The following is a 22,358-nucleotide window of genomic DNA, read 5'->3' on the forward strand; positions in this document are numbered from 1 at the left end:
AGCGCCACTGTTGCGCAAAAAGACGGGGGAGTCCATCCCATCAATCGACGCAGACGCCCAGCTGAAAATGGCTGCTGCGCAGCAGTTGCTGTGCCCTGGTCATCGCCAACGTTAGAGCGCATGCACCAATACGACTTGGACTATGCCGGTTCATTTGCAGATGTAGCGCGCATCTTCTGCCGCTGGTGTGAGGAGACAGACGGGCCGAAGACAGCGAAAGCAGCCGCTACTTGGCTAAGCACACTGCATGCTGGCGCTTTGGCACTTCCTTTGGTCGAAACTTACGACGACAGCGATCCACCAGACTTGCCCCGCGAGTTGCTAGAGAAGGTCAAGGTTGGTCTAGCCCCGTACTGGGGTTTGTACTATCGAATGGTCTTCGATCCCGCCCCATTGGGTGCGGAGGAGCCGGTGATGGGCGATCTTGGCGATGACCTCGAAGACGTCTATCGGGACATTCGGCGAGGTTTGTTTCTGTTCGAGAACGAAAGGAGAGCAGCGGCCGTGTGGCACTGGCGCTTTCACCACGAAATCCATTGGGGCCAACATGCATGCGCAGCGCTATACGCGCTTCACCATTATGCTCAGGAGCATGGCGAAAATGCGCTCTAACATGCCCGTCAACACGGACGCCCGCGGGCGCGCGCTCCTTGCGGTCGCGCCTTTCCGCGGTCGCCGGTTACGTCTACGTTAGGCCCCTGAAATGCTCCACGAACTATGGGCTTCTGCATCAAGTCACACGTTCTGCTTGGCGGGGCCGGCTGGAGAACGGTACCGCACACTCCTGGAATCGGATGCGAAAATTGTTTGGACCGTTGAGGCGGACAGCACCTTTGACGCGATGACTAAGTACTACGAATACATGGGCTGGGGGCACTACAAGTCCTCGTTTCCTGAAATCGACAAACAGCCATACGCGGAGCGCGATGACATCTTTCCGTCCGTCTAGTGAAGGCCAGTGGCCTAACCGGTCGTATATGGACTCCCCCACAAGAGCAAGAAACTGACCGATAGTGAGGCTATTGGGGAAGCGCCTGCAGTCGTATATCTGGCATCTGTAGTGGGCTCTGAGGTGGCCCGTGCCGCCCTTCGACAGGCTCAGGACAAGCGAAGAATCTGCGTCACCGATGCGCCAGTCGATACGAACGGCAGGCGAGCCACCTCCAAGGCCAGGCAGCCACCACACTCACATCGAAAAAATCTTCCCCGGGTTCATGATGTTTTTTGGGTCCAGCGCGCGCTTAATGGTGCGCATCATGTTGACCGCGCCGTCGCCGGCTTCGGTCACCAGAAAATCCATCTTGTGCAGGCCCACGCCGTGCTCGCCGGTGCAGGTGCCTTCGAGCGCCAGCGCGCGAGTCACCAGCTTGTGGTTCAACGCTTCGGCTACCTCGCGCTCTTTCGGGATCGTCGGGTCGATCAGATAGCCGAAGTGGAAGTTGCCGTCGCCCACATGGCCCACGAGGAAGTAAGGAATGCCGCTGGCATCGACTTCGGCCACTGATTCGAGCAGGCAGTCGGCCAGACGCGAAATCGGAACGCAGGTGTCGGTGGAAATCGCGCGGCAGCCGGGCCGCGACTGGATCGCCGCGAAGTAGGCGTTGTGCCGCGCCGTCCAGAGGCGCGTGCGCTCTTCCGGTGTGCTGGCCCATTCGAATGCGTTGCCGCCGTGGCCGCTGGCCAGCTCCTGCACCAGCTCGGCCTGCTCTTTCACGCTGCTCGGCGTGCCGTGAAACTCCATCAGCAGCATGGGTTCTTCGCGCAGCGTGAGTTTGGAGTGGGCGTTCACCATGCGCACCGTGTTGTGGTCGATCAGCTCCACGCGCGCGATCGGCACGCCTAGCTGGATCACTTCAATCGTCGTGCGCACGGCTGCCTCGATGCTGGGGAAAGAGCACACCGCGGCCGAGATGGCTTCGGGCAGCGGATACAGCCTGACGGTGACTTCGGTGATCACGCCCAGCGTGCCTTCGCTGCCCACCATGAGGCGCGTGAGGTCGTAACCGGCCGAGGATTTTTTGGCGCGTGTGCCGGTGCGGATGACGCTGCCGTCGGCCGTGACGACTTCGAGCGCCAGCACGTTTTCGCGCATGGTGCCGTAGCGCACGGCGTTTGTGCCGCTCGCGCGCGTGGCGCTCATGCCGCCCAGGGTGGCATCGGCGCCGGGGTCTATGGGAAAGAAGAGGCCGGTGCTTTTGACTTCTTCATTGAGCTGCTTGCGCGTCACGCCCGGCTGCACGGTGACGGTCAGGTCTTCGGCGTTGATCGACAGCACCTTGTTCATGCGGCTCACGTCAACGCTGATGCCGCCTTGCACGGCCAGCAGATGGCCTTCAAGTGAGGTGCCCACACCAAAGGGAATGACGGGCACGTTGTACTGGCCTGCGAGCTTCACGGCATCGGCCACGTCCTGTGTGCTTTCAGCAAACACCACGGCCGACGGCGGCGGTGCGGCAAACGAGGACTCGTCGCGGCCGTGCTGCTCGCGCACCACCAGGGCTGTAGAGCAGCGGTCGGCAAAGCGGGCCTTCAGCGCATCAATCAGCGCTGCGGGTGTTTCACGTTGCTGGATTTCAGGAAGCAGGTGGTGGGGCAGGGGGGCGTTCATGGTGTCTCCGGGTCGGTGGCACAGTTTACGACGTGCGCACCGTTTCCGCCAAGGAGTTCTATGGAGCGCCGATAGCCCGCAGCTCCGCGGTCGTGGGGAGGAAAAAGAACAAAAAAAGCGGGGCGATGGTCACCCCGCGAAGGTGTCAGGAGCCAGAGGCGGCCTTGACCAGCTCGGCCAGCGAGATAAAGGTGTCGCGGTTGGTGTCGATCTGCTCAAAGCGCTGCGCCACCGCGGGAAAATGTTCGGCTTCCTGGCGGTCCAGCTTGCCGTCCTTGTTAGCGTCTGCACGGTTGAAGGCTGCTTCGATGTCCTTGCCGGTCACACGGTTTTGTGGCACGGGCTCGGTAGCACCACCCGCGCCGGAGGGCGCCATGTGTGACGGAGGGCTGTTGGGGCTGGCCGGGGCGGGGGGTGCCGTTTGGGCACGCACCGCGCTCGCGGCACCGGCGCCCAATGCGGCCGCCAATACAAGATAGCCCATGTTGCGCAACTCAAGGCGCGGAATAGAATACTTTTTCGAAGTCGCGTAAACGGTCATGCGGGAGACCTTTCTTCAGGGAAGTTGACAATCGCCCATTGCAACGCATGCGCCGGGCAGGGGCCAGCAGTTTTGCAGGGTGTTTCCTCACTCACATGATGGCGGACGACGACACATTTCCTTGCCTGACGTAACGTCGCGCAGCATCCCTTTGATCCTTTCCTCATGCGCCTCACCGCGCTTTCGCAGCATGGCCAACAGACTCTCGCAAATCGCAACGCGCACCGGCGACAACGGTACCACCGGGCTGGGCGACAACACCCGTGTGTCCAAAGACAGCCTGCGCGTGCACGCCATGGGCGATGTCGACGAGCTGAATTCACACATCGGCGTGTTGCTGTGTGAAGAACTGCCGCCGGCTGTGCGTGAGCTGCTGGTCGAAGTGCAGCACCAGCTGTTTAACCTGGGCGGCGAACTGTCCATTCCGGGTTTTGAGCTTCTCAAGCCCGAGGCCGTCGCGCTGCTGGACGCCGCCCTGGCTGAGCACAACGCCACGCTGCCGCGCCTGGCCGAGTTCATTTTGCCCGCCGGTTCGCGCGCCGCGTCGCTGGCGCACGTGTGCCGCACCGTGGCGCGCCGGGCTGAACGCGCCGTGGTGGCACTGGGTGCGGCCGAGGCGGTCAAGGAGTCGCCGCGCCACTACCTCAATCGCCTGAGTGACCTGCTGTTCGTGTTGTCGCGCGTACTCAATCGCATGAACGGCGGCGACGACGTGTACTGGAAGAGCGAGCGCATGGCGCGGGCCGACACAGCGACATAAGGGCCTGGGCGGTTGCGGGGAACGCAACCGTCGTCTTTCGCCCCGTAAATAGTTGGCATACCTGTGGGCCGTCAGCGACGCTTGAGCATCGTATTGCTATCAATAAAATAGCTGCTTGCGCCCGTCTGTAAAGGGCTGGGGGCTGGAAAAGCTTGAATCTCCGGCGCCGCTGATGCGCCCGATTCAAGTCATCCCGGCCGCAGCATCGCCATCGTGATACGCGACACGCAGGTCAGCTCGCCCGCGTCGTTGGTCAGCTCGATTTGCCATACCTGGGTGCTGCGTCCTATGTGCACGGGACGCGTGATGCCGGTGACCCAGCCGCTGGTTGTGCCTCTGAGGTGGTTGGCATTGATGTCCAGCCCGACGGCGCGGTGCCCCTCGGGTGCTGCAAACGCTGCGCCGCAGGAGCCCAGCGTTTCGGCCAGCACCACCGACACACCGCCATGCAGCAGGCCATAGGGTTGCACCGTGCGGCGGTCCACCGGCACCCGCGCGCGGATGAAGTCGTCCCCGACCTCCAGAAACTCTATGCCCAGGTGCGTGGCGGCGGAGTTGGCGTTGACCGCGGTGAGCAGCTCAACGGAGATAGGTTGCTTCCAGATGCGCATGATGGATTCCAGGGGCGGCGGGGCGCCAGGGTGGTCGGTGAAAGGTCTACTATACGGTTGTCGCCTACAGAAGGTGGGGTCCTTGTCGCTTCGGCTACAGCGTGATGGCCTTTAAGCTGGCGGGATGAAAGACACGTTTACATTTACAGCATGAAACGCGCGCACAAATGGCTGGCAGGGGTGGTCATCGTGCTGTTGGTGGTCGCGGCCGCCTGGGTTGCGGCCTTGCGGCTTGTGCCTTCCGACGAGGAACTGGCCCGTCGCGCTTCGGTTGAGCTTGAAGCCGCGTTGGGCGTCAAGGTGCGCGTGGGCGCGTTGCACTGGCGGTTATTTCCTTCGCCGGCCGTGGTGATGGAAGACGCCGCCACCGAGCAGCCCCAGCCCATCGTGATCAAAAAACTGACCGCTTACCCCGACCTTTTTGCCTTGTGGCAACGCCGCATCAAGATCGACCGCGCCGACCTGGAGGGCGCCGTGGTGCCTCAGTTGTCATTGCGCGGGCTGGCCAGCAAAAGGCAAAAAGAGGAAACGGCGACGGAGGAGTTGCCGCTGGCGCGTTTTGTCTTTCGCGATGTGACCTGGATTTCGCGCCGCGGCATTTCCGTCGTGTATGAGGGGGAGGTCGACTTTGACCCCGGCTGGCGTCCGCGCAAGGCCGAGCTGCGCCGTCCCGGTGTCAGCCCCGCCGCCCAGCTCACGCTCACACGGCAGGGCCCTGATGACCGCTGGGACACACGCATCCAGGTGGGCGGCGGCACCGCGCATGGCGATGTGCACCTGGAAACCCGCGCCGGCGGCCGGCTGCACCTGGAAGGCAAGCTGCAGCCCAAGGACATCGAGGTAGAGAGTGCACTGGCCGCTTTCAACCGCCGCTCAATCATCGCGGGCCGGGCTTCGGGCGACACCACGCTCACGGCCAACGGCGACACGGTGGGTGAGCTTGCGCAGTCCTTGCATACGCAAACGCTTTTCACCATGGGCAAGTCCACCTTGCTGCGCTTTGACCTGGACAAAGCGGTTCGCTCCGCGGGCAAGGAACACGAGGGGCAGACGCCGCTGGACAGCGTCACCGGCCGGCTCGACACGCAAAACACGCCGCAGGGCATGGTGGTGACCTACACCGGGGTCAAAGCCGTCTCGGGCTCGCTGACCGCCTCGGGCGAAGCCAAAATCGCCAACCGGCACATCGAGGCAGAGTTCGCCGTTGACCTGGTGGATGGCATCGTCGGTGTCCCGCTGAAGGTCAGCGGCCCGCTGGAAGACGTCAAGTTCTCGGTGCCCAGCGGCGCTATCGCTGGTGCGGTCGTCGGCACTGCCGTGCTACCGGGTGTGGGTACCGCGATTGGCGCCAGGGTGGGCGCGGCCCTGGGCAAGATCTTCAGCCCGGGGCCTGCGACGCCAGCGCCCGCATCTAGCGCACCCAGCGCACCCCGTGCGGCCAAACCGGCCCAGCCTGCCAAAACGCGCTAAAAGCCGGGCCTGCGGGCCGCAATACCCGGGCGCCGGGCCGCATCTTTACAGTCCCCGGTGCGCCGCAAGCGCGTAAAATCAGCCGCGCGCTTTGCGCACCGTTTGTAAGCCCTCGCTTTTTGCATGGGGCCGCAGCGGCAACGACCCGGCACCCCACCTATCGAGGCCTACTGACATGCCCCAGCAGCCATCTGCCGCCCCTGCAGCCACTCCGCTCGAACGCGCGCTAGGCCAGAACGAGGCCGTCAAGGACACCGTCGAGCAATCCGCCGCCGAGCTGTTGGTGATCAACACGGTTCTGAAACAGGAACTCCCGCCGCAGATACAAACCGGCGAGGTTGCGCAGGCGCTGCAGAAAACCGACGCGCTGGAAACCCGCATCCAGGAATCCGTGGAAGACCTGGCCCAGGTCAACGAGGTTCTGGAGCAGCAAATCGATGAGCGCGCCGACCTGGAGCGCGAACTCGCAAAAACCAAAGCCGCCCTGGCCAAGGCCACCGGCCAGTCCCAGGCCGGGTAAGCCTGCTGTATGCCGGGCCCCGTCCCGGCAGTCACACCGCCGTCATGGCTGTGTCATCAATCAGTAAGGGTTTACCCCTAGAATCATTTAGAGTTAAACGATTCTTCTGCCGCTTTGGTGCGCTCGCACTGTCCGGCAGGTGGTTTTACCCCCCAAGGCCGTACGGCCTTGTTCTTTTTGGCCTTAACGGCCGTTCCCCTTTGGAGATTCGCGATGTTTCGCCGCCGCTTCCTTTCGCTCGCCCCTCAAATGGCTGCCCTCGCCGCCGCCCCTGCTTTTGTCCGCAATGCCTATGCCCAGGAAGGTGTGACCGCCAAGACCATCACCATCGGCAGCACGGGCGCTACCAGCGGCCCGCTGGCCGGTGTGGGTGCCGAGCTCAAGGTGGGCGTCGACGCTGCCATGCGCGAGATCAATGCCAAGGGCGGCGTGAACGGCCGCTTGCTGCAGTTCCAGATGCTGGATGACGGCTATGTGCCGCAGCGCAGCGCCGACAACGTCAAGAAGATGATTGGCGACGGCAGCATTTTTGCCCTGATGTCCTGCGTCGGCACGCCCAACAACGCCGCCATCGTGCCGGTGATTGAAGAGTCCAACCTGCCTTACGTCGGGCCGCGCTCGGGCGCCTCGTCGCTGCGCAAGCCCGGCATGCGCAACGTGTTCCATGTGCGCGCCAGCTTCACTGACGAAACCCAGCGCCTCGTGCAGCGCATCGTGGGCATGGGCATCAAGGACCTGGCCGTGGTCTACCTGGACAACGACTACGGCAAGGAAGTGCTGGCCGACGTCAACCGCGCGCTGCAGGCGCAGGGCGTCAAGGCGTCCGGGCAGGCGGCACTGGCCGTTGACGGCAAGAACCTCAATGAGGTCGTGAGCCAGATCGCCGCCGGCAAACCCGGCGCCGTGCTGCTGGGCACCGCCGGTTCGGCGTCCGTCAGCCTGATCACTGCGCTGAAGAAGACCTCTCCGATGCTGCCCATCGCGGGCCTGAGCGTCACGCTGTCAGGCGAGGGCATCAAGGCACTGGGCGCGGCCGGCTCCGGCCTGGCGCTGACCATGGTGTTCCCTGACCCGTACCGCGCCAAGATTGAGGTGGTGCGCGAGTACCAGGCCGCCATGCGCGCCATCGGCCAGCAGGAGTTTTCGCTCGGCAGCCTGGAGAGCTACATCAACACCCACGTGATGGCCGAGGGCCTGGAACGCGCCGGCCGTGATGTCACGCGCGCCAAACTGCGCACCGCGCTGGCAGGCTTGCAAAAATTTGACCTCGGTGGTTTCAGCGTCGACTACGCCGCACCGCCGTTCGCGGGGTCGAAGTTTGTGGATCTCGGCGTACTGGGTTCCGGCGGCCGTTTTATCGGTTAAGCCTTCACGCCTGAAGTAAAAAAAGCCCGGGTCAGTCGGTGGACTGGCCCGGGCTTTGTCATTTCTGCATCAAACAGGCCTCTAGCCCTTACACAGCGAGCGCAAGCCGCTCCTGAATTGATAGCAATGTGGGGCGGCCAAGAACCGCCCAACGATCAGCGTTTGCGGTTGAGCAGTGCGTAAAGCAGGATGGCGCCAAAGGTGGCGGTGCCGATGCCGCCCAGCGCAAACTGGCCGAACTTCAGGGTGAAATCGCCCGTACCCAACACCAGCGTGATGGCCGCGACGAGCAGGTTTTTGTTGTCCGAGAAGTCCACCTTGTTGTCGACCCAGATCTTGGCGCCGGCCACCGCAATAAGGCCGAACACCACGATGCTCACGCCGCCCATCACCGGCAACGGAATCGCCTGGATCAGCGCGCCGAACTTGGGGCTGAAACCCAGCACCACGGCGATCAGCGCTGCGACCACAAACACGGCCGTCGAATAGATCTTGGTTGCGGCCATCACGCCGATGTTTTCGGCGTAAGTCGTCACACCGGTGCCGCCCGCACTGCCCGAAACGATGGTGGCCACGCCGTCGCCGATAAAAGCCCGGCCCATGTAGACATCCAGGTTTTTGCCTGTCATGGCCGTGACGGCCTTGATATGGCCCAGGTTTTCCGCCACCAGAATAATCGCCACGGGGGCGATCAACAGCATGGCATTGGCGCTGAACACCGGTGTGGTGAAGCCCGGCAGCCCCACCCACGCGGCACTGGCAATGCCCGAAAGGTCCATGGGTTTGCCAAGGCCCAGGCCGTTGGTCAGCACCGCATAAATCACGCTCGCAACAATCAGCCCGACCAGGATCAGCAAGCGCTGCACCATGCCGCGCGTCATGACCGCCACCAGGGCGACGCTGACAAACGTGACGACCTGCATCCACGAATCAAAGTTGCTCGCCGCCATGTTTTTGACTGGAATGCTCGCCAGGTTCAGCCCGATCACAGCCACCACAGCGCCTGTTACCACCGGCGGCATGAAACGCTCAATCCAGCCGGTGCCGACGGACTGCACGATGACACCGATGAGCGTGTAAACCACGCCACAGGCAATGATGCCGCCCAGCGCTACGCCGAGGTTGGCGTTCGGGCCCTTGCCGGCGTAGGCCGTGGCGGCAATCACCACGCCGATGAAGGCAAAGCTTGAACCCAGATAGCTGGGAACCTTGCCGCCCGTGATGATGAAGAAGATCAGTGTGCCGATGCCGCTCATCAAAATGGCGATGTTGGGGTCAAACCCCATCAGGATGGGCGCGAGCACCGTGGCGCCAAACATCGCGATCACGTGTTGCACACCCATCACTGCGGTTTGTGGCCACGGCAGGCGTTCGTCGGGCCCGATGACGCCTCCCTGCTGCAGTACCGCGCTGCTTTTTTCCGTCCAGTCCAGCATTCCCATGGTAATTCCCTCGTTGTAAAAAGTGAGGCAATGCTAGGGGGAATACGCGCCTTGCACAAGCCGGGCATGGCCGGCTCGCGATGTCAGGGCGCCACGGTCTCAGGCCAGGAAGGCCGCCACCTGCCGCAGCACCTCGTCGTCCTTGAGGATCTTGCGGTGGCCCAGCCCTTCGGTGGGGAACAGGCGCGCGCCGGCAATCGCCTCGCTGTACGCCACGCCGTCCGCAAAGCGGTTGATGCTGTCGTGCCTGTCATGCACCACCAGCGTAGGCAGGGCGATGCGCGGGCCCACCATCGCCGGCTCGAACTGCGGCATCAAGATGCCCTCGCGCGCTTCAATGCGCCGCTGCATGGCCGCCCGCGTGGACTCGCGCAGGCCAAACACATGGGCAAACAGCCGCGTGTATTCGAGCGGCGAAGCCGGCGGTGCCAGCAGCACCAGCCGGTCAGCCGCCAGGCCGCGGCTGGCGGCATAGGCGCCGGCATTGGCCGCCAGTGAATGCGCCACCACCGCGCGCAGGGTATGGCCTTGCTGCTGCAAGCGGGCCGTCACGTATTCGAGTACGCGCGCAAACTGCGGCAGGTTGCTGACCGCGCCGCGGCTGCGGCCATGCGCCGGCATTTCAACCAGGACGGGCCGCAAACCTTGGGCGCCCAGGGTTTGCGCCAGCGCCAGCATCTGCCCGGCGTGCCCGCCCCAGCCGTGCACCAGGAGCACCACTGGCCCAGAAGGCGCCACGGGGCGGCTGTACACCGTCACGCTGGCGTCTTCAAAAGGCCACTGTTCAATATGCCAGTCGGGGCTCCATTTTTTGCGGCGGCTGACCCATTTGGGCGGCAGCGGCGTGCCGAACAGGCGGTAGGCCGCCCGCACGGCCAGTGCCGGCCAGAGCTGCTCTGATGCGCCCAACCCCCAGCGGAAAACGCGCGCCAGCGGACTGGCGTTGTAATAGGCCGAGGTGGCCTGCAGCGATGTGCGTGTCATAAGCTGTTCCTCTATCAGTACCAGATCCAGTCTTCGTTGCTGCGCGGCAGCGCGCGCAGCGAGGCCTGAACGGCGGCCAGGGCGCGAAAGCCTCCATAAATGCCTAACGCGATGATCACTATCAACATGACTTCCTCATTTCTCCGCACAGTCGTGCGAAATTAAGTTTTACTGACACATCTGGAATGGCGCGGCTGCCCTTCCGCCTTGCTTGTCTCTTATTTTGGGTTGACTGCCTCAGCCTGGTAGCTTTTGAGCAGGCGCTTCCAGGAAGCCTGCGCACGTTCTGCGGCGCGGCTGTCGCGCAGAAAACGTGCATCGTGCAACAAGCCCATCGACAGGGCATAGATCTCCGCCACAAGCTGCTCGGCGTCCGTGTCGGCCTGCAGATGGCCGGCTTCGACGGCCTGCAATACGGTGCGCCGCAACGCGGCACGCCAGCGCGTGATCTCGCCCAGCAGTGCATCGCGCAACTCGCCTTCGCGGTCGTCCAGTTCAAAGGCGCCCGCGGTGTAAATACAGCCCGACTGGATTTCCACGTCGCGCATGCGCACAATCCAGCGCTGCACAATCGCGTCAAGCCGCGGCAGGCCTTTGGGTTGCTGCATGGCGGGCACAAACACATCGGCAATGAAGCGCCGGCCGAACTCTTCAATGACGGCCTTCTGCAAGGCCTCACGTGAACCGATGCGCGAGAACACGCCGCTCTTGGAAATGCCAATGCGGTCGGCCACCGCCTGCAGCGTGATGGCCTCCAGGCCTTCCGCCGCAGCCAGGTCAATGCCCGCACCAATAATGGCGGCGCGGGTCATCTCGCTTTTCTGGGTCTTGGCGTCCATGGCGCGAATATTAGCACGATTGTGCGAAAGTGTAATTCCTTGCTCGTAACCCGGTTTTAACCGCCTAGCAGGCTGCGATGCAATCGATCTCAATGTCGAAGTGCCCCGGCCAAGCGGGCACACACACAAAAATCCGGGCCGGTGGATCCTTGGGAAAGTAGCGGGCATAAATCGCGTTGACCGCTGCGAACTTCTCGACCGAGGTGCAATAGACGTTGCACTTCAGCACCTGGTTCAGCGACGAGCCTGCCGTTTCCAGGCAGCGCTTGAGCTGTTCCAGCACCAGTTCGGTCTGGCGCTCGATGGGCGCATGGATAACTTCACCCGTGGCGGGATCGAATGGCGGCAGGCCCGCTACATAAACAGTGCCGTCGTGGCGCGTGACGACCGAGGTGGGGGCCTTCCATCGCTCAAGGTAGGTGGAAAGGGGTTCAACGCGAATAGTCTCTTTGGCCATGATGGTGTTCCTGACGGGGTATGCGGGATGCTCCATCCTTGTAGCTGGCAACAGCAAAGCAGTGCTTCGCGCCGGAACGAAGCATTCACTTTCCATCACCACAAGACGGCGCCTTAAATTGCTAGCGTCGGCGCTTGCCCGCTGAAGTAGGGCGCTTGGGCATCAGCCCCACAGCGGCCCTGGCCAGGGCATCCGCGTCCCGGTTGCGATGGCGCGGTATCCACACCAGCTGCGCGGCAGGAAAAGACCGCAGTAAAGTGCGCACCTCGTCAAACAACGGGGCCAGGCGCAAGAACGGTTCCACGGCAGTCCCCGCCAGCTGCGCAACGACGACGCTGTTGTCGCAGTGAACGACCAGCGCGGTCGCGCCGCGCTGTTTTGCCTCCCGCAGCGCCGCCATCAGCGCGCGCAGTTCCGCTTCGTTGTTGCAGCCCCTGCCCTCGGCCAGCGCAGACAGCGAATGCTGTGTTCCGTCAGGCGCAGTAAGCACGGCACCCAGGCCCATGCGGCCGGGGTTTGGTACGGCGCTGCCGTCGCAGTGAATAAGCCAGGGTTCGTTGTTCAATGACGCTTTCAGGCGGATCGCAACACCCGGTGTGCCGCTTGTCCCATGAAGAGCCAGCCAATATAAGCGATGGCCTTCACGCCATTCCCGGCCGCCTTCGCCCTACTTGGTTTATGGTTGCGTTCATGCTCCAGATACGCAAGTACCAACACTGGCTGCAGGCCACACGCGGCCTGTCTTTCGACAACTATGACGCGCTGTGGCGCTGGTCTGTCACGGACCTTGACGCCTTCTGGCAAAGCATCTGGGACTATTTCGACGTGCAGTCGCCCACCCCGCATACCGCCGTGCTCGGCCGGCGCAGCATGCCGGGCGCCGAATGGTTTCCAGGTGCGCAGGGCAACTATGCGCAGCAGGTGTTTCGCCACGTGGCCGCGGCGGAAGCCGCCGGCGTGCCAGCCCTGGTGAGTCACGGCGAGGCCAGCCTGGCCGCAGGCACACCCGCGCGAACACTCAGTTGGGCTGAGATGCAGCGGCAGGCCGCCTCACTCGCGCTGCACCTGCAGGCCCAGGGCGTGCAGCCCGGCGACCGGGTGGCGGCTTACCTGCCCAACACGCCGGAAACCATCGTCGCTTTCCTGGCCACGGCCAGCATCGGCGCGGTGTGGAGCGTCTGCGCGCCCGACATGGGCACGCGCGCGGTGCTGGACCGCTTCACCCAGATCCAGCCCAAGGTGCTGATCGCCTGCAACGGCGTGCACTACGGCGGGCGTGACATTCCGCGGCTGGACGTGGTGGCCGAACTGGCCGCCGCCTTGCCCAGCGTCACGCACGTGATCCTGCACGAGGTGCTGCCGGGCCTGCCACCTGAATCCGCAAACGCTAGCAATTTGATAGCTGCTTGCGCAGGATTCGCGCCGGCTACGGGCCGAAATGATGCTCAAACACGGGCTTTTGAACCGCTCTGGCTGCCGTTTGACCATCCGCTGTGGATTGTTTACTCCAGCGGCACCACCGGCCTGCCCAAACCCATCGTGCACGGCCACGGCGGCGTGGCGCTGGTGGGCATGGCGCTGCTGCGTTTGCACAACGACCTGGCGCCCAGCTACGCAGACCCGGCGAACCCGGAGCGTTTTCACTGGTACAGCTCCACGGGGTGGATCATGTGGAACGTGCAGGCCGCGGCCCTGCTCAACGGCACCACCTGCTGCATCTTCGACGGCAACCCGGCGGGCGGTACCAGGGACCAGCCCGACTGGACCACGCTGTGGCGCTTTGTGGCAAACACCGGCGCCACCTTCTTCGGTGCGGGCGCGGCCTTCTTTGCCAACTGCATGAAGGCGGGCATTGACCTTGCGCAGTGCGGCGACCTGAGCAGGCTTCGCACGCTGGGCACGACCGGATCGCCGCTGAGCGAAGACACGCAGCGCTGGGGAACGGCCCAGTTCGAGAAGCTTCGAGCACCCGAAGTGGCAAGCGTGGGGGAGCCGCAATTTCCCGCCGGGCCGCCCCAAGGGAAATTAGCCCCCTCAGGGGGCAGCGCATTACGCGAAGCGAAAAGCGTGGGGGAGCCGATCTGGTGGTGCAATATTTCGGGTGGCACGGACTTTGCCGGTGCGTTCATAGGCGGTAACCGCGAACTGCCCGTCGTCCCCGGCGAAATGCAGTGCCGCATACTTGGGTGCGCCGTCGAAGCCTGGAACGACAAGGGCGAATCCGTCATCGATGAGGTCGGTGAGCTGGTGTGCACACAGCCGCTGCCGTCCATGCCGCTCTATTTCGTCGGCGATGAAGGCAACCAGCGTTACCTGGCCAGCTACTTTGACACCTACCCGGGCGTCTGGCGGCACGGTGACTGGCTCAAGGTCACACCCACAGGCAGCTGCATCATTTACGGCCGCAGCGACGCCACCATCAACCGCCACGGCCTTCGCATGGGCACCAGCGAGCTCTACAGCGCGATCGAGGCGCTGCCCGAAGTGCTGGACTCCCTGGTGGTCGACCTTGAATACCTGGGGCGCGAAAGTTATATGCCGCTCTTCGTCGTGCTGCGCCCGGGCCACGAGCTGAACGAGGCGATGAAAGCCAAACTCAACCAAGCCGTCAAGACCGCGCTGTCACCGCGCTTCGTGCCCAACGAGATCTTCGCCGTGCCCGAAATCCCGCGCACGCTTTCAGGCAAAAAGCAGGAGCTGCCGATCAAGAAGCTGCTGCTGGGCCAGCCACTGGAAAAGGTGGTGAACCGCGATGCGATGGCCAACCCGGCTTGCCTGGACTGGTACGTGGCCTTCGCACAAAAACGGCAGGCGCAGGACGTTTCGGCAAAACTGGCCTGAAGGTTCGCGGGAATGAATGAGTATGTTTTCGACCCTTGACGCGCGCCGGCTTCCCGCTACTCGGAAGCTGGCTGACCCAGCCGTACGCTGCCCGCTGGTGGGGCGAGGAGCCTTCGCTGGAGGCCCTGGAGGCAGACTGTGGCGAATGAGCCGGCAAGAAGCGCGGCTCAGCGCGCCGGAGCCAACGCCCCGAGATAGGCCCGGACATTTTCGTTACGCGCCAGGGTGTCGAAATCCGGAGCCTCGCTCACCGCACCCTTTTGCACAAAGATGAAACGCTCACAGCACTGACGCAGGATGTCAACGTGATACGGCTCGTTGGGGTGCAGGCATAAAAACACCAGCCGGCCGTTGGCCTTGAGCCTGGCGAAGAAGTCCAGCATGAAACCGATGTAGCCGTCCTGGGTGTTGAACTGCGGCTCGTCGAACAGGTGCACCAGCGGTGAATCGCTCTGTGCATGCGCCAGCATGAAGTCGGGTTTGGTTTTCTGGAACGACCGCACCTGGTAGGACTGGTGGTAGTGAATCGCGAGCCGGTCGCGTTCGCGCGTGCGCACCTGGTGAATGTCCTGGCCGTTGACGAGCACACGCCCTGCACTAGGCAGGTTGCTGCCGGTGATCAGCTCGAACAGCGTGGTCTTGCCTGAACCATTGGGGCCCATGACGCCGACTACGCAAGGCTTGTGCACCTCGAAGTCTGCGTTCAATGAAAAGGTGGTGGTTTTGCGGAAGACGCCGCGCTGGTATTGCTTGGCGACGTTCTCGACGCTTAAAAGTGGATGGCTCATGCTGGTCAGACTCCCAAAAGCTGCCGGCACAAGGCGGCATCGTTGCGCAATTCGGCCGCAGGGCCCTCGTGGACGATCACGCCCTGGTTCATCACATAGGCGCGGTCGGCCACCTGCAGGGCACTTTGCACGTTCTGCTCGACCACCAGCACCGCGATGCCTTCGGCCCTGAGCCGGCTGATGGTCTTCATCACGTCCTGAACCACCTTGGGCGCCAGGCCCTGGCTGGGCTCATCGAACAGCACCAGGCCGGGCGAGCCGAGTAACGCGCGCGAGATCGCGACCATCTGCATTTCACCGCCCGAAAGGTTCTCGCATTCGCGGTGCATCAGGTATTCGAGCGCACTGAAGATTTCAAAGCACTCTTTCTCGTGCCAGGCACGAAAGCGTGTGGCCTTGCGCGCGATGGCAAGGTTGCGCGCCACCGTCAGCGTCGGGAAGATGCGGCGGTCGTCGGGCACCCAGCCCATGCCGGCCTTGGCAATCTCGTGCGTGGGCATGCGTGTGATGTCGCGTGTGTCGAAGGCGATGCTGCCTTTGCGCGGCGGTGTCAGGCCCAGCACCGAGCGCAGCAGCGTGGTCTTGCCCGCGCCGTTCGGGCCCAGCAGCGCCACCACTTCGCCGGCGCCGACTTTGAGCGACACATCGAACAGCACCTGCGTCTCACCATAGAAGGTGTCGATGCGGTCCACGGTCAGCATGTCGTCGGCCCGCGCCGCGGCTTGGAGCACGGCGCTCATGCCAGGGCTCCCAGGTTGGAGCGGCGCACCCATTCGTTTTCACGCAGCTGGTCTGGTGTGCCCTGGCTGATGACCTGGCCCCAATGGATGACCGAGATCTGGTCGGCGAGCTTGAAGAGAAAGTTCATGTCGTGTTCAATGATCACAATGGTGAGCTGGCGTTTGAGTTCTTTCACCAGTTCCATGAGGCGCGCGGTGCCTTCGGCGCCCAGGCCGGCGGTGGGTTCGTCGAGAAACAGCATGCGCGGCTCGGCTGCCAGCGCCACGCCGATTTCCAGCGCGCGGCGCTCGCCGTACGACAGGCTGCTGGCCAGAGTGCGCTCCTTGCCCTTTAGGCCCACGCGCTCCAGCACGGCGGCCGCCATCTGCTGCGCTGTGGCGTCGGCGCCCAGGTCGCGCCAGGGGTTGAAGCCCTGCCGGCGCACATGCGGTGTAGCCACCAGTACGTTGTCCAGCGCGGTGTAGCTGTCGAAAAGATTCATGATCTGGAAGGAGCGCGACACGCCTTTGCGTGCGATCTCGCGCGGCGACAAGCCCGTGATGTCTTCGCCGGCAAAGGTCACGCGGCCCCGGTCGGGCTTGTAGCGGCCGGTCAGTACATTGAAGCAGGTGGTTTTGCCTGCGCCGTTGGGTCCCATGATGCCGCCCAGCTCGCCTTCCTTGAAGCTGAGCGTGATGTCTTGCAGCACCACCTGGGCGCCGAATCGTTTGGACAGGCCGCTGGCCTCGAAGAGCTTCACAGTGCACCTCCGGCCGGTACGGGCTTGACGGCGGCCGGGCGCCGCGGCCTGGCCTTCCATGCTTGCCATGCGCCAGCAATGCCTTCGGGCTTGAACAGCACCATGGCCATGAAGACCAGGCCATACCAGAGCAGCCAGGTCTCGGTATAGGCGCCCAGCAGGTCGCGCGCCAGGATAAAGAAGGTGGCGCCGATGATGGGCCCCCAGAAACTCACCATGCCCCCGCCGATGAGCACCATCATCACGACGAAGCCCGAGTTGTGCAGGCTCATGACATTCGGGTAAGCCGACTGCTGCGCCATGGCGAACAAGGCACCGGCCAGACCCGCCACGGCGGTGGAGAGGGTGAACGCCAGCCACTTGTACAGCCACACGTTGTAGCCGACAAAGGCGGCACGCATTTCGTTTTGCTTGATGGCGCTGAAGATGCGGCCCAGCGGTGAATGGATCAGCCGCCACAACCCTCCCACCACCAGCGCGAACAGCACGAGGCAAAAGAAGAAGAGCGCATTGTTGCTGGAGAGGTTGAAAGACACGAAGCCGAAATCTGCGGGCAAGCGCTTGATGTTGAGCAACCCGTCTTCACCGCCTGTGACGGTATGCCATTTGTTGGCGATGAACCAGAACACCTGGCCGAAGGCGATGGTGAGCAGCGCGTAATAAATGCCGCGCCTGTGCGAAATGAACAGCGCCACCAGCGCGCCCAGCGCCGCTGTGACCAGCACGGCGCCGGCCAGGTCAAACCACAGGTTGGGCCACACCTTGAGTTGCAGCAGTCCGAAAGCATAGGCACCCGCGCCGAAGAATGCGCCATGGCCGAAGGAGGGCAGGCCGGTAAAACCCAGCAGCAGGTTGTAGCCCATCGCAAACAGCACCCAGATCATGATTTCCAGGGCCAGGTATTGATAGAGCCCGACGCCGCCTACCCATAAAGGGGTGGACAGCAACACCAGCAGGGTGATGAGCATCGGTATGGGAATGAGCGGCGCGCGGCCGGAGGCGAGTTGCATGGGAACCTTGTCTCTTCGGGTTTTTCTGGGCGAAAGGCTGGGCGTGAAGGGGTGGAGGCGGGGTAGAGGGAAATAGAACGTTGAAATAAATCTGGACAAAACAGAATATACGTTCTATTATTTTAATACGCAAGAACATTTATTCTAAATTGATGCGATGCAGACCCGGCCGGTCCATCGCATTCCTGAGGCGGCAAACGACATATGGACTCTGCAACGAATTACGAAGAACTCAAGGCGCTGATTGGCCGGACTTATCCGGACATGTCCAAGCAGTTGCAGCGCATCGCGCGCTTCGCCCTTGAGCAACCTAACGACCTGGCCCTGGGCACGGTGGCGACGGTGGCTGAGGCCACCGAGGTTCAACCTTCGGCCATGATCCGCTTTGCCAACGCGCTGGGCTATGGCGGTTTCTCCGAAATGCAGCAGGTGTTTCGCGGCCACCTGCTGGAGCGTTCCGATACCTATCGTGAACGCATTGACCAGATACGCCGCAAGCAGCTCAACGGCGAGCGCGCCCCGGCCGGCGTTCTGCATCAACTGGTGGGCGAGTCGGTAGCCGAGCTCGGCCACCTTGAAGAAAGCATCACCCAGGCCGACCTGAAAGCCGCCGTCAAACTCATGGCTTCCGCGCCGCGCATCCATGTGCTGGCCCAGCGCCGGGCCTTTCCGGTGGCGGGCTACCTTGCTTATGCGCTGAGCCAGCTGGAGCTGCGCACCCATCTGCTCGACGGCACCGGCGGCATGCTGCGCGAAAGCCTGCGCTCCATCGCACCCGGTGACGTGCTGATCGCCGCGAGTTTCCGCAACTATTCACCAGAGGTTATCGCGGCCGCGGCTGAGGCCGCGAAATTGGGTGCGCTGGTGATTGCCATCACCGACGGCCCGCTGTCGCCGCTCAAGGCGCACGCCAAGGTCTGCCTGGAGCTTGCCGACGATTCGTCCAAACCCTTCCGCTCGCTGGTCGCGCCCTTGTGCCTCGCCCAGGCGTTGGTGGTCAGCACCGGCCACCAGCTGGCCGAGCAATCCGCGGCGAAAGCCAAGGGCAAGGCTGCCACCAAGCCTGCCGCAAAGGCCGTGCGCAAGGGGGCCGTATGAGCCGCCCGCTGGATCTGATTTGTGTGGGCCGTGCCGCGGTCGACCTGTATGGCGAGCAAATCGGCGGCCGTCTCGAAGACATGCAGAGCTTCACCAAATACCTGGGCGGCTCGCCGGCCAACACGGCTGTCGGCGTGGCGCGGCTGGGCCTGAAGCCCGCCATGCTGACCCGCGTGGGCGATGAGCACAACGGCCGCTTTGTGCGTGACACCCTGGCAGCAGAAGGTGTGGACGTGAGCCATGTTGCCACCGATCCCAAGCGCCTCACCGCGCTGGTGTTTTTAGGCATCCAGGACCGCGACACTTTCCCGCTGGTTTTTTACCGCGACAACTGCGCCGACATGGCCATCAGCCCGAGCGACTTTGACGCGATCTTCATCGCCTCTTCCAAGGCCTTGCTGATTTCCGGCACCCATCTTTCACAGCCGCTCACTTATGAGAGCTGCGTTCGCGCGATGACGATGGCCAAAGCCGCGGGCACGCGCGTGGCGCTCGACATCGATTACCGCCCTGTGCTGTGGGGCCTGACGAGCCCGGGCCTGGGTGAGCAGCGCTTTGTGCCTTCGGGTGAAGTCAGCGCGCATATCCAGACTGTGATCGGCCATTGCGACCTGGTGGTGGGAACCGAAGAAGAAGTCCACATCGCCGGCGGCAGCACCGACACGCTCGCCGCCCTGCGCTGCTTGCGCGAACTGACGGCTGCGACCCTGGTTGTCAAGCGTGGCCCGATGGGCTGCGTGGTGTTCGACGGCGCGATTCCCGATTCGCTTGAAAAAGGTTTGCAGGGCCCCGGTTTCCCTGTCGACGTCTACAACGTGCTGGGCGCGGGCGATGCGTTCATGTCCGGCTTTCTTCGCGGCTGGATTCGCGATGAGCCGCTCACACAATGCTGCGCTTATGCCAATGCCTGCGGCGCGCTGGTGGTGTCGCGCCACGGCTGCGCACCGGCCATGGCCAGCTGGGAAGAGCTGCAGTTTTTCCTGGTGCATGGCTCGACCACGCGGCGCCTGCGCGAAGACGCGCAACTCGAACATTTGCACCGCACCACGACGCGCACGCGCAGGTGGGAAGAGCTGGTTATCCTTGCCTTTGACCACCGTATGCAGCTGGAAGAGCTGGCTGCCCGTTACGGTGCGGCAAATGAACGCATCCCGCTTTTCAAGGCCCTGATCGCGGAAGGCGCCCGGCGCGGCGCGGGTCAGCGTGCCGGTGTCGGTGTCATCGTCGACGGGCGCTTTGGCGAAGATGTCCTTCCCACGGTGACCGGCAAGGGCTGGTGGGTCGCCCGGCCCGTCGAGCTGCCGGGTTCACGGCCGCTGCAGTTCGAAGCCGGCGCCGGCCTGGGCGCCGCCATGCGAACCTGGCCCGGCGAGCACGTCGCCAAATGCCTGGTGTACTACCACCCCCATGACAAGCCCGCCTTGCGCGAAAACCAGCTCGCCAAACTGGGCGACCTGCAGCGCGCGAGCGTCGACAGTTTTCATGAGTTCCTGATCGAGGTCATTCCGCCCAAGGACATGCCGGCCGATGACGACACCGTGCCGCTGGCGTTGGAGCAGATTTACCAGGCAGGCATCTCTCCGGACTGGTGGAAGCTGCCGCCCGCCACCAGCGCGTCCGCCTGGGAAAAGATCGCCGCGGTCATTCGCCAGCACGATCCGCATTGCCGCGGCGTGCTTGTGCTGGGCCTGGAAGCCAGCGAGGAAAAACTCGACCAGAGCTTTCGCATCGCCGCACCGCACGACATCTGCCGCGGCTTCGCCGTGGGGCGTTCCATATTTGCCGATGCCGCCGCCGGGTGGTTCGCAGGCTCTATGGATGACGCCGCAGTCGTCAAGGACATCGCCGCGCGCTATGTACGGCTGATCACGCTGTGGGACCAGGCGCGTACCAGCGAGCGTTCAGGCGCTTCGGCCGGTGCGGTGGAGACCGTGAGCTGAGCACGGCGATAAAACAGCAACAGCAGATCAAGAACACACAAACCACAACGAGAAAGACACGGAGACAAGCATGACACCCCGAATTGGATTTATCGGCATCGGCATGATGGGCCACGGCATGGCCAAGAACCTGCTGGCCAAGGGCTTCGGCCTCACCTTCAAAATCAACCGCAACCGCGACAACCTCGCGGACCTGATCGCCGCCGGTGCGAAAGAAGCCAAGACCAACGCCGAATGCGCACAGGCCAGCGACATCGTCTTCATCTGCGTGACGGGTTCGCCCCAGGTCGAAGACATCGTCTATGGCAAGGACGGCCTGCTCGACAGCGGCCGCAAGGGCCTGATCGTGGTCGACACCTCCACGGCTGAGCCTGCATCGAGCACCCGTATCCGCAATGACCTTGCCGCCAAAGGCATCAAGCTGGTCGATGCGCCCTTGGCGCGTACGCCGAAAGAGGCCGAGGAAGGCCGGCTCAACACCATGGTGGGCGCGGAGCCTGAAGACTTCAAAACGCTGGAGCCGGTGCTCAAGGCTTTTTGCGAAAACATCTTTCACGTCGGCCCGCCCGGCCACGGCCATGTGCTCAAGCTGGTCAACAACATGATGGCGATGAGCTTTGCAGCCTCGATTGCCGAAGCTTTTGCGGTCGCGGCCAAGAGCGGGCTGGACCTGAATCGCCTGTATGACGTGATCTCCGCCGGCGGCGTGAACTGCGGCATCTTCCAGATGATGGCGACCAAGACGCTCAAGGAAGGCGACGTGACCGGCTTCAAGTTCGGCATTGCCAATGCGCAGAAAGACCTGCGCTACTACACCCACATCGCCGAGATGCTGCCGGTCACCAGCTTCATGGGCGAGGCCACGCACCAGAGCTTGATCCAGGCCAGCAACGCCGGCTTCGGCGACAAGCTGATCGCCTCCCTTTTCGAAGCACAGGAAAAACTCAACGACGTCAAGATCGTTCCCCGTTAAGCCGACCCCCGTTCGACCCATTAACAAGCAGGAGACAAAACCATGAGCGACATCAACAAAAACGACACGACCCCTCAATCGCCAACTGAAGGCAAACCGGAAGCCACAGGCACCTCCAGGCGCGATTTGCTCAAGCATTCCAGCCTTGCGCTGGTGGGTGCGGGCCTGTATGGCGCGGCGCCCTTCATGGGCCCGTGGAAGCACAACCATGCCTGGGCGCAAACCGGCCAGAAGAAGCCGTTGACCATTGGCCTGACCATGGACGCTTCGGGTCTGTATGCCGCTTCCGGCGGTATGGAGCGCCTGGGCGCCATGATGGCCATCAAGGAGTTCAACGACAAAGGCGGCGTGCTGGGCCGGCGCATTGAGGCCATTCACATCGATACCGAAACCACGCCGGCCACCGGCTCGCGTGTGGCCGAACGCATGATCACCCGCAATGAGGCGTCCTTCCTGATCGGTGCGGTGCATTCGGGCGTGTCCAACGCCATCTCGCAGGTCGCGCAGAAGTACGGTACGGTATTTTTCAACACCAACTCCAGCAGCCCGACCGAAGCCGGCAAGGATTGCCACCGCACCAAGTTCGTCTGGGACGGCAACGGCACCAACTTCTCCAACGCCATCGTCAAGA

General features: G+C 63.2%; 22 protein-coding genes. 10 read left to right on the plus strand and 12 right to left on the minus strand.

Annotated features, from left to right (window positions below):
* A partial coding sequence (locus ABI546_RS14085; protein ID WP_348047303.1) for a DUF5063 domain-containing protein occupies positions 1-612 on the plus strand: 612 nt, incomplete at its 5' end.
* A 574-nt stretch (positions 613-1,186) separates the two neighbouring features.
* Here ABI546_RS14085 and ABI546_RS14090 read toward each other — a convergent pair.
* Positions 1,187-2,608 (minus strand): FAD-linked oxidase C-terminal domain-containing protein, encoded by a 1,422-nt coding sequence (locus ABI546_RS14090; RefSeq protein WP_348047305.1) that lies wholly within the window; start codon positions 2,606-2,608, stop codon positions 1,187-1,189.
* Between the two features lie 145 nt (positions 2,609-2,753).
* Positions 2,754-3,149, minus strand: a complete 396-nt coding sequence (locus tag ABI546_RS14095) for an EF-hand domain-containing protein (RefSeq protein ID WP_348047307.1) — start codon at positions 3,147-3,149, stop codon at positions 2,754-2,756.
* Between the two features lie 190 nt (positions 3,150-3,339).
* On the opposite strand from ABI546_RS14095, the gene ABI546_RS14100 reads away from it, so the two are divergent.
* Complete coding sequence (locus ABI546_RS14100; RefSeq protein ID WP_348047309.1) at positions 3,340-3,909, plus strand: cob(I)yrinic acid a,c-diamide adenosyltransferase; 570 nt, start codon at positions 3,340-3,342, stop codon at positions 3,907-3,909.
* Between the two features lie 188 nt (positions 3,910-4,097).
* Here ABI546_RS14100 and ABI546_RS14105 read toward each other — a convergent pair whose 3' ends face one another.
* The gene (locus ABI546_RS14105; protein ID WP_348047311.1) at positions 4,098-4,520 is read right to left on the minus strand and encodes a hotdog fold thioesterase; all 423 of its coding nucleotides are present in this window, start codon (positions 4,518-4,520) and stop codon (positions 4,098-4,100) included.
* Between the two features lie 150 nt (positions 4,521-4,670).
* Here ABI546_RS14105 and ABI546_RS14110 point away from each other — a divergent pair, with 150 nt between their 5' ends.
* The 3 genes from ABI546_RS14110 (at position 4,671) to ABI546_RS14120 (ending at position 7,875) form a co-directional block, all read left to right on the plus strand.
* Positions 4,671-5,990 (plus strand): hypothetical protein, encoded by a 1,320-nt coding sequence (locus tag ABI546_RS14110; protein ID WP_348047313.1) that lies wholly within the window; start codon positions 4,671-4,673, stop codon positions 5,988-5,990.
* Between the two features lie 175 nt (positions 5,991-6,165).
* Positions 6,166-6,510: a hypothetical protein gene (locus tag ABI546_RS14115; RefSeq protein WP_348047315.1), complete on the plus strand. Its 345-nt coding sequence runs from the start codon at positions 6,166-6,168 to the stop codon at positions 6,508-6,510.
* 213 nt (positions 6,511-6,723) lie between these two features.
* Positions 6,724-7,875: an ABC transporter substrate-binding protein gene (locus tag ABI546_RS14120; protein WP_348047317.1), complete on the plus strand. Its 1,152-nt coding sequence runs from the start codon at positions 6,724-6,726 to the stop codon at positions 7,873-7,875.
* Positions 7,876-8,030: 155 nt separating this feature from the next.
* On the opposite strand, the gene ABI546_RS14125 is transcribed toward ABI546_RS14120, so the two are convergent.
* From ABI546_RS14125 to ABI546_RS14145, 5 genes are all read right to left on the minus strand, one after another.
* Positions 8,031-9,317: a solute carrier family 23 protein gene (locus ABI546_RS14125; RefSeq protein WP_348047319.1), complete on the minus strand. Its 1,287-nt coding sequence runs from the start codon at positions 9,315-9,317 to the stop codon at positions 8,031-8,033.
* A 99-nt stretch (positions 9,318-9,416) separates the two neighbouring features.
* Positions 9,417-10,301: an alpha/beta hydrolase gene (locus tag ABI546_RS14130; protein ID WP_348047321.1), complete on the minus strand. Its 885-nt coding sequence runs from the start codon at positions 10,299-10,301 to the stop codon at positions 9,417-9,419.
* A 218-nt stretch (positions 10,302-10,519) separates the two neighbouring features.
* Positions 10,520-11,140 (minus strand): TetR/AcrR family transcriptional regulator, encoded by a 621-nt coding sequence (locus ABI546_RS14135; protein ID WP_348047323.1) that lies wholly within the window; start codon positions 11,138-11,140, stop codon positions 10,520-10,522.
* Positions 11,141-11,204: 64 nt separating this feature from the next.
* Complete coding sequence (locus tag ABI546_RS14140) at positions 11,205-11,597, minus strand: RidA family protein (protein WP_348047325.1); 393 nt, start codon at positions 11,595-11,597, stop codon at positions 11,205-11,207.
* 121 nt (positions 11,598-11,718) lie between these two features.
* Positions 11,719-12,162: a ribonuclease HI family protein gene (locus tag ABI546_RS14145; RefSeq protein ID WP_348047327.1), complete on the minus strand. Its 444-nt coding sequence runs from the start codon at positions 12,160-12,162 to the stop codon at positions 11,719-11,721.
* A 125-nt stretch (positions 12,163-12,287) separates the two neighbouring features.
* Here ABI546_RS14145 and ABI546_RS14150 point away from each other — a divergent pair, with 125 nt between their 5' ends.
* Positions 12,288-14,438, plus strand: a complete 2,151-nt coding sequence (locus tag ABI546_RS14150; protein WP_348047329.1) for an acetoacetate--CoA ligase — start codon at positions 12,288-12,290, stop codon at positions 14,436-14,438.
* A 167-nt stretch (positions 14,439-14,605) separates the two neighbouring features.
* On the opposite strand, the gene ABI546_RS14155 is transcribed toward ABI546_RS14150, so the two are convergent.
* From ABI546_RS14155 to ABI546_RS14170, 4 genes are read right to left on the minus strand one after another with little or no spacing between them, the layout of a single operon-like run.
* On the minus strand, positions 14,606-15,226 hold the full coding sequence (locus tag ABI546_RS14155; RefSeq protein WP_348047331.1) for an ATP-binding cassette domain-containing protein: 621 nt from the start codon (positions 15,224-15,226) through the stop codon (positions 14,606-14,608).
* A 5-nt stretch (positions 15,227-15,231) separates the two neighbouring features.
* Positions 15,232-15,966 (minus strand): ABC transporter ATP-binding protein, encoded by a 735-nt coding sequence (locus ABI546_RS14160; RefSeq protein WP_348047333.1) that lies wholly within the window; start codon positions 15,964-15,966, stop codon positions 15,232-15,234.
* A complete protein-coding gene (locus tag ABI546_RS14165) occupies positions 15,963-16,706 on the minus strand; it encodes an ABC transporter ATP-binding protein (RefSeq protein ID WP_348047335.1) in 744 nt (247 codons plus the stop codon). The genes ABI546_RS14160 and ABI546_RS14165 overlap by 4 nt, the downstream gene beginning before the upstream one ends.
* On the minus strand, positions 16,703-17,716 hold the full coding sequence (locus tag ABI546_RS14170) for a branched-chain amino acid ABC transporter permease (protein WP_348047337.1): 1,014 nt from the start codon (positions 17,714-17,716) through the stop codon (positions 16,703-16,705). Before ABI546_RS14170 ends, ABI546_RS14165 begins: the two co-directional genes overlap by 4 nt.
* Positions 17,717-17,920: 204 nt before the next feature.
* On the opposite strand from ABI546_RS14170, the gene ABI546_RS14175 reads away from it, so the two are divergent.
* From ABI546_RS14175 to ABI546_RS14190, 4 genes are all read left to right on the plus strand, one after another.
* Positions 17,921-18,814 (plus strand): MurR/RpiR family transcriptional regulator, encoded by an 894-nt coding sequence (locus ABI546_RS14175; RefSeq protein ID WP_348047339.1) that lies wholly within the window; start codon positions 17,921-17,923, stop codon positions 18,812-18,814.
* Positions 18,811-20,754 carry a 5-dehydro-2-deoxygluconokinase gene (gene iolC, locus ABI546_RS14180; RefSeq protein WP_348047341.1) on the plus strand — a complete coding sequence of 648 codons (1,944 nt, stop codon included), beginning with the start codon at positions 18,811-18,813 and terminating at the stop codon, positions 20,752-20,754. The genes ABI546_RS14175 and iolC overlap by 4 nt, the downstream gene beginning before the upstream one ends.
* A gap of 70 nt (positions 20,755-20,824) precedes the next feature.
* Positions 20,825-21,727, plus strand: coding sequence for an NAD(P)-dependent oxidoreductase (locus ABI546_RS14185; RefSeq protein ID WP_348047343.1), 903 nt, complete (start codon positions 20,825-20,827; stop codon positions 21,725-21,727).
* 42 nt (positions 21,728-21,769) lie between these two features.
* The coding region (locus ABI546_RS14190) for an ABC transporter substrate-binding protein (RefSeq protein WP_348047345.1) at positions 21,770-22,358 on the plus strand (589 nt) is incomplete at its 3' end.

The organism is Polaromonas sp. (genome assembly GCF_039932935.1).
Classification (GTDB): domain Bacteria; phylum Pseudomonadota; class Gammaproteobacteria; order Burkholderiales; family Burkholderiaceae_C; genus Polaromonas.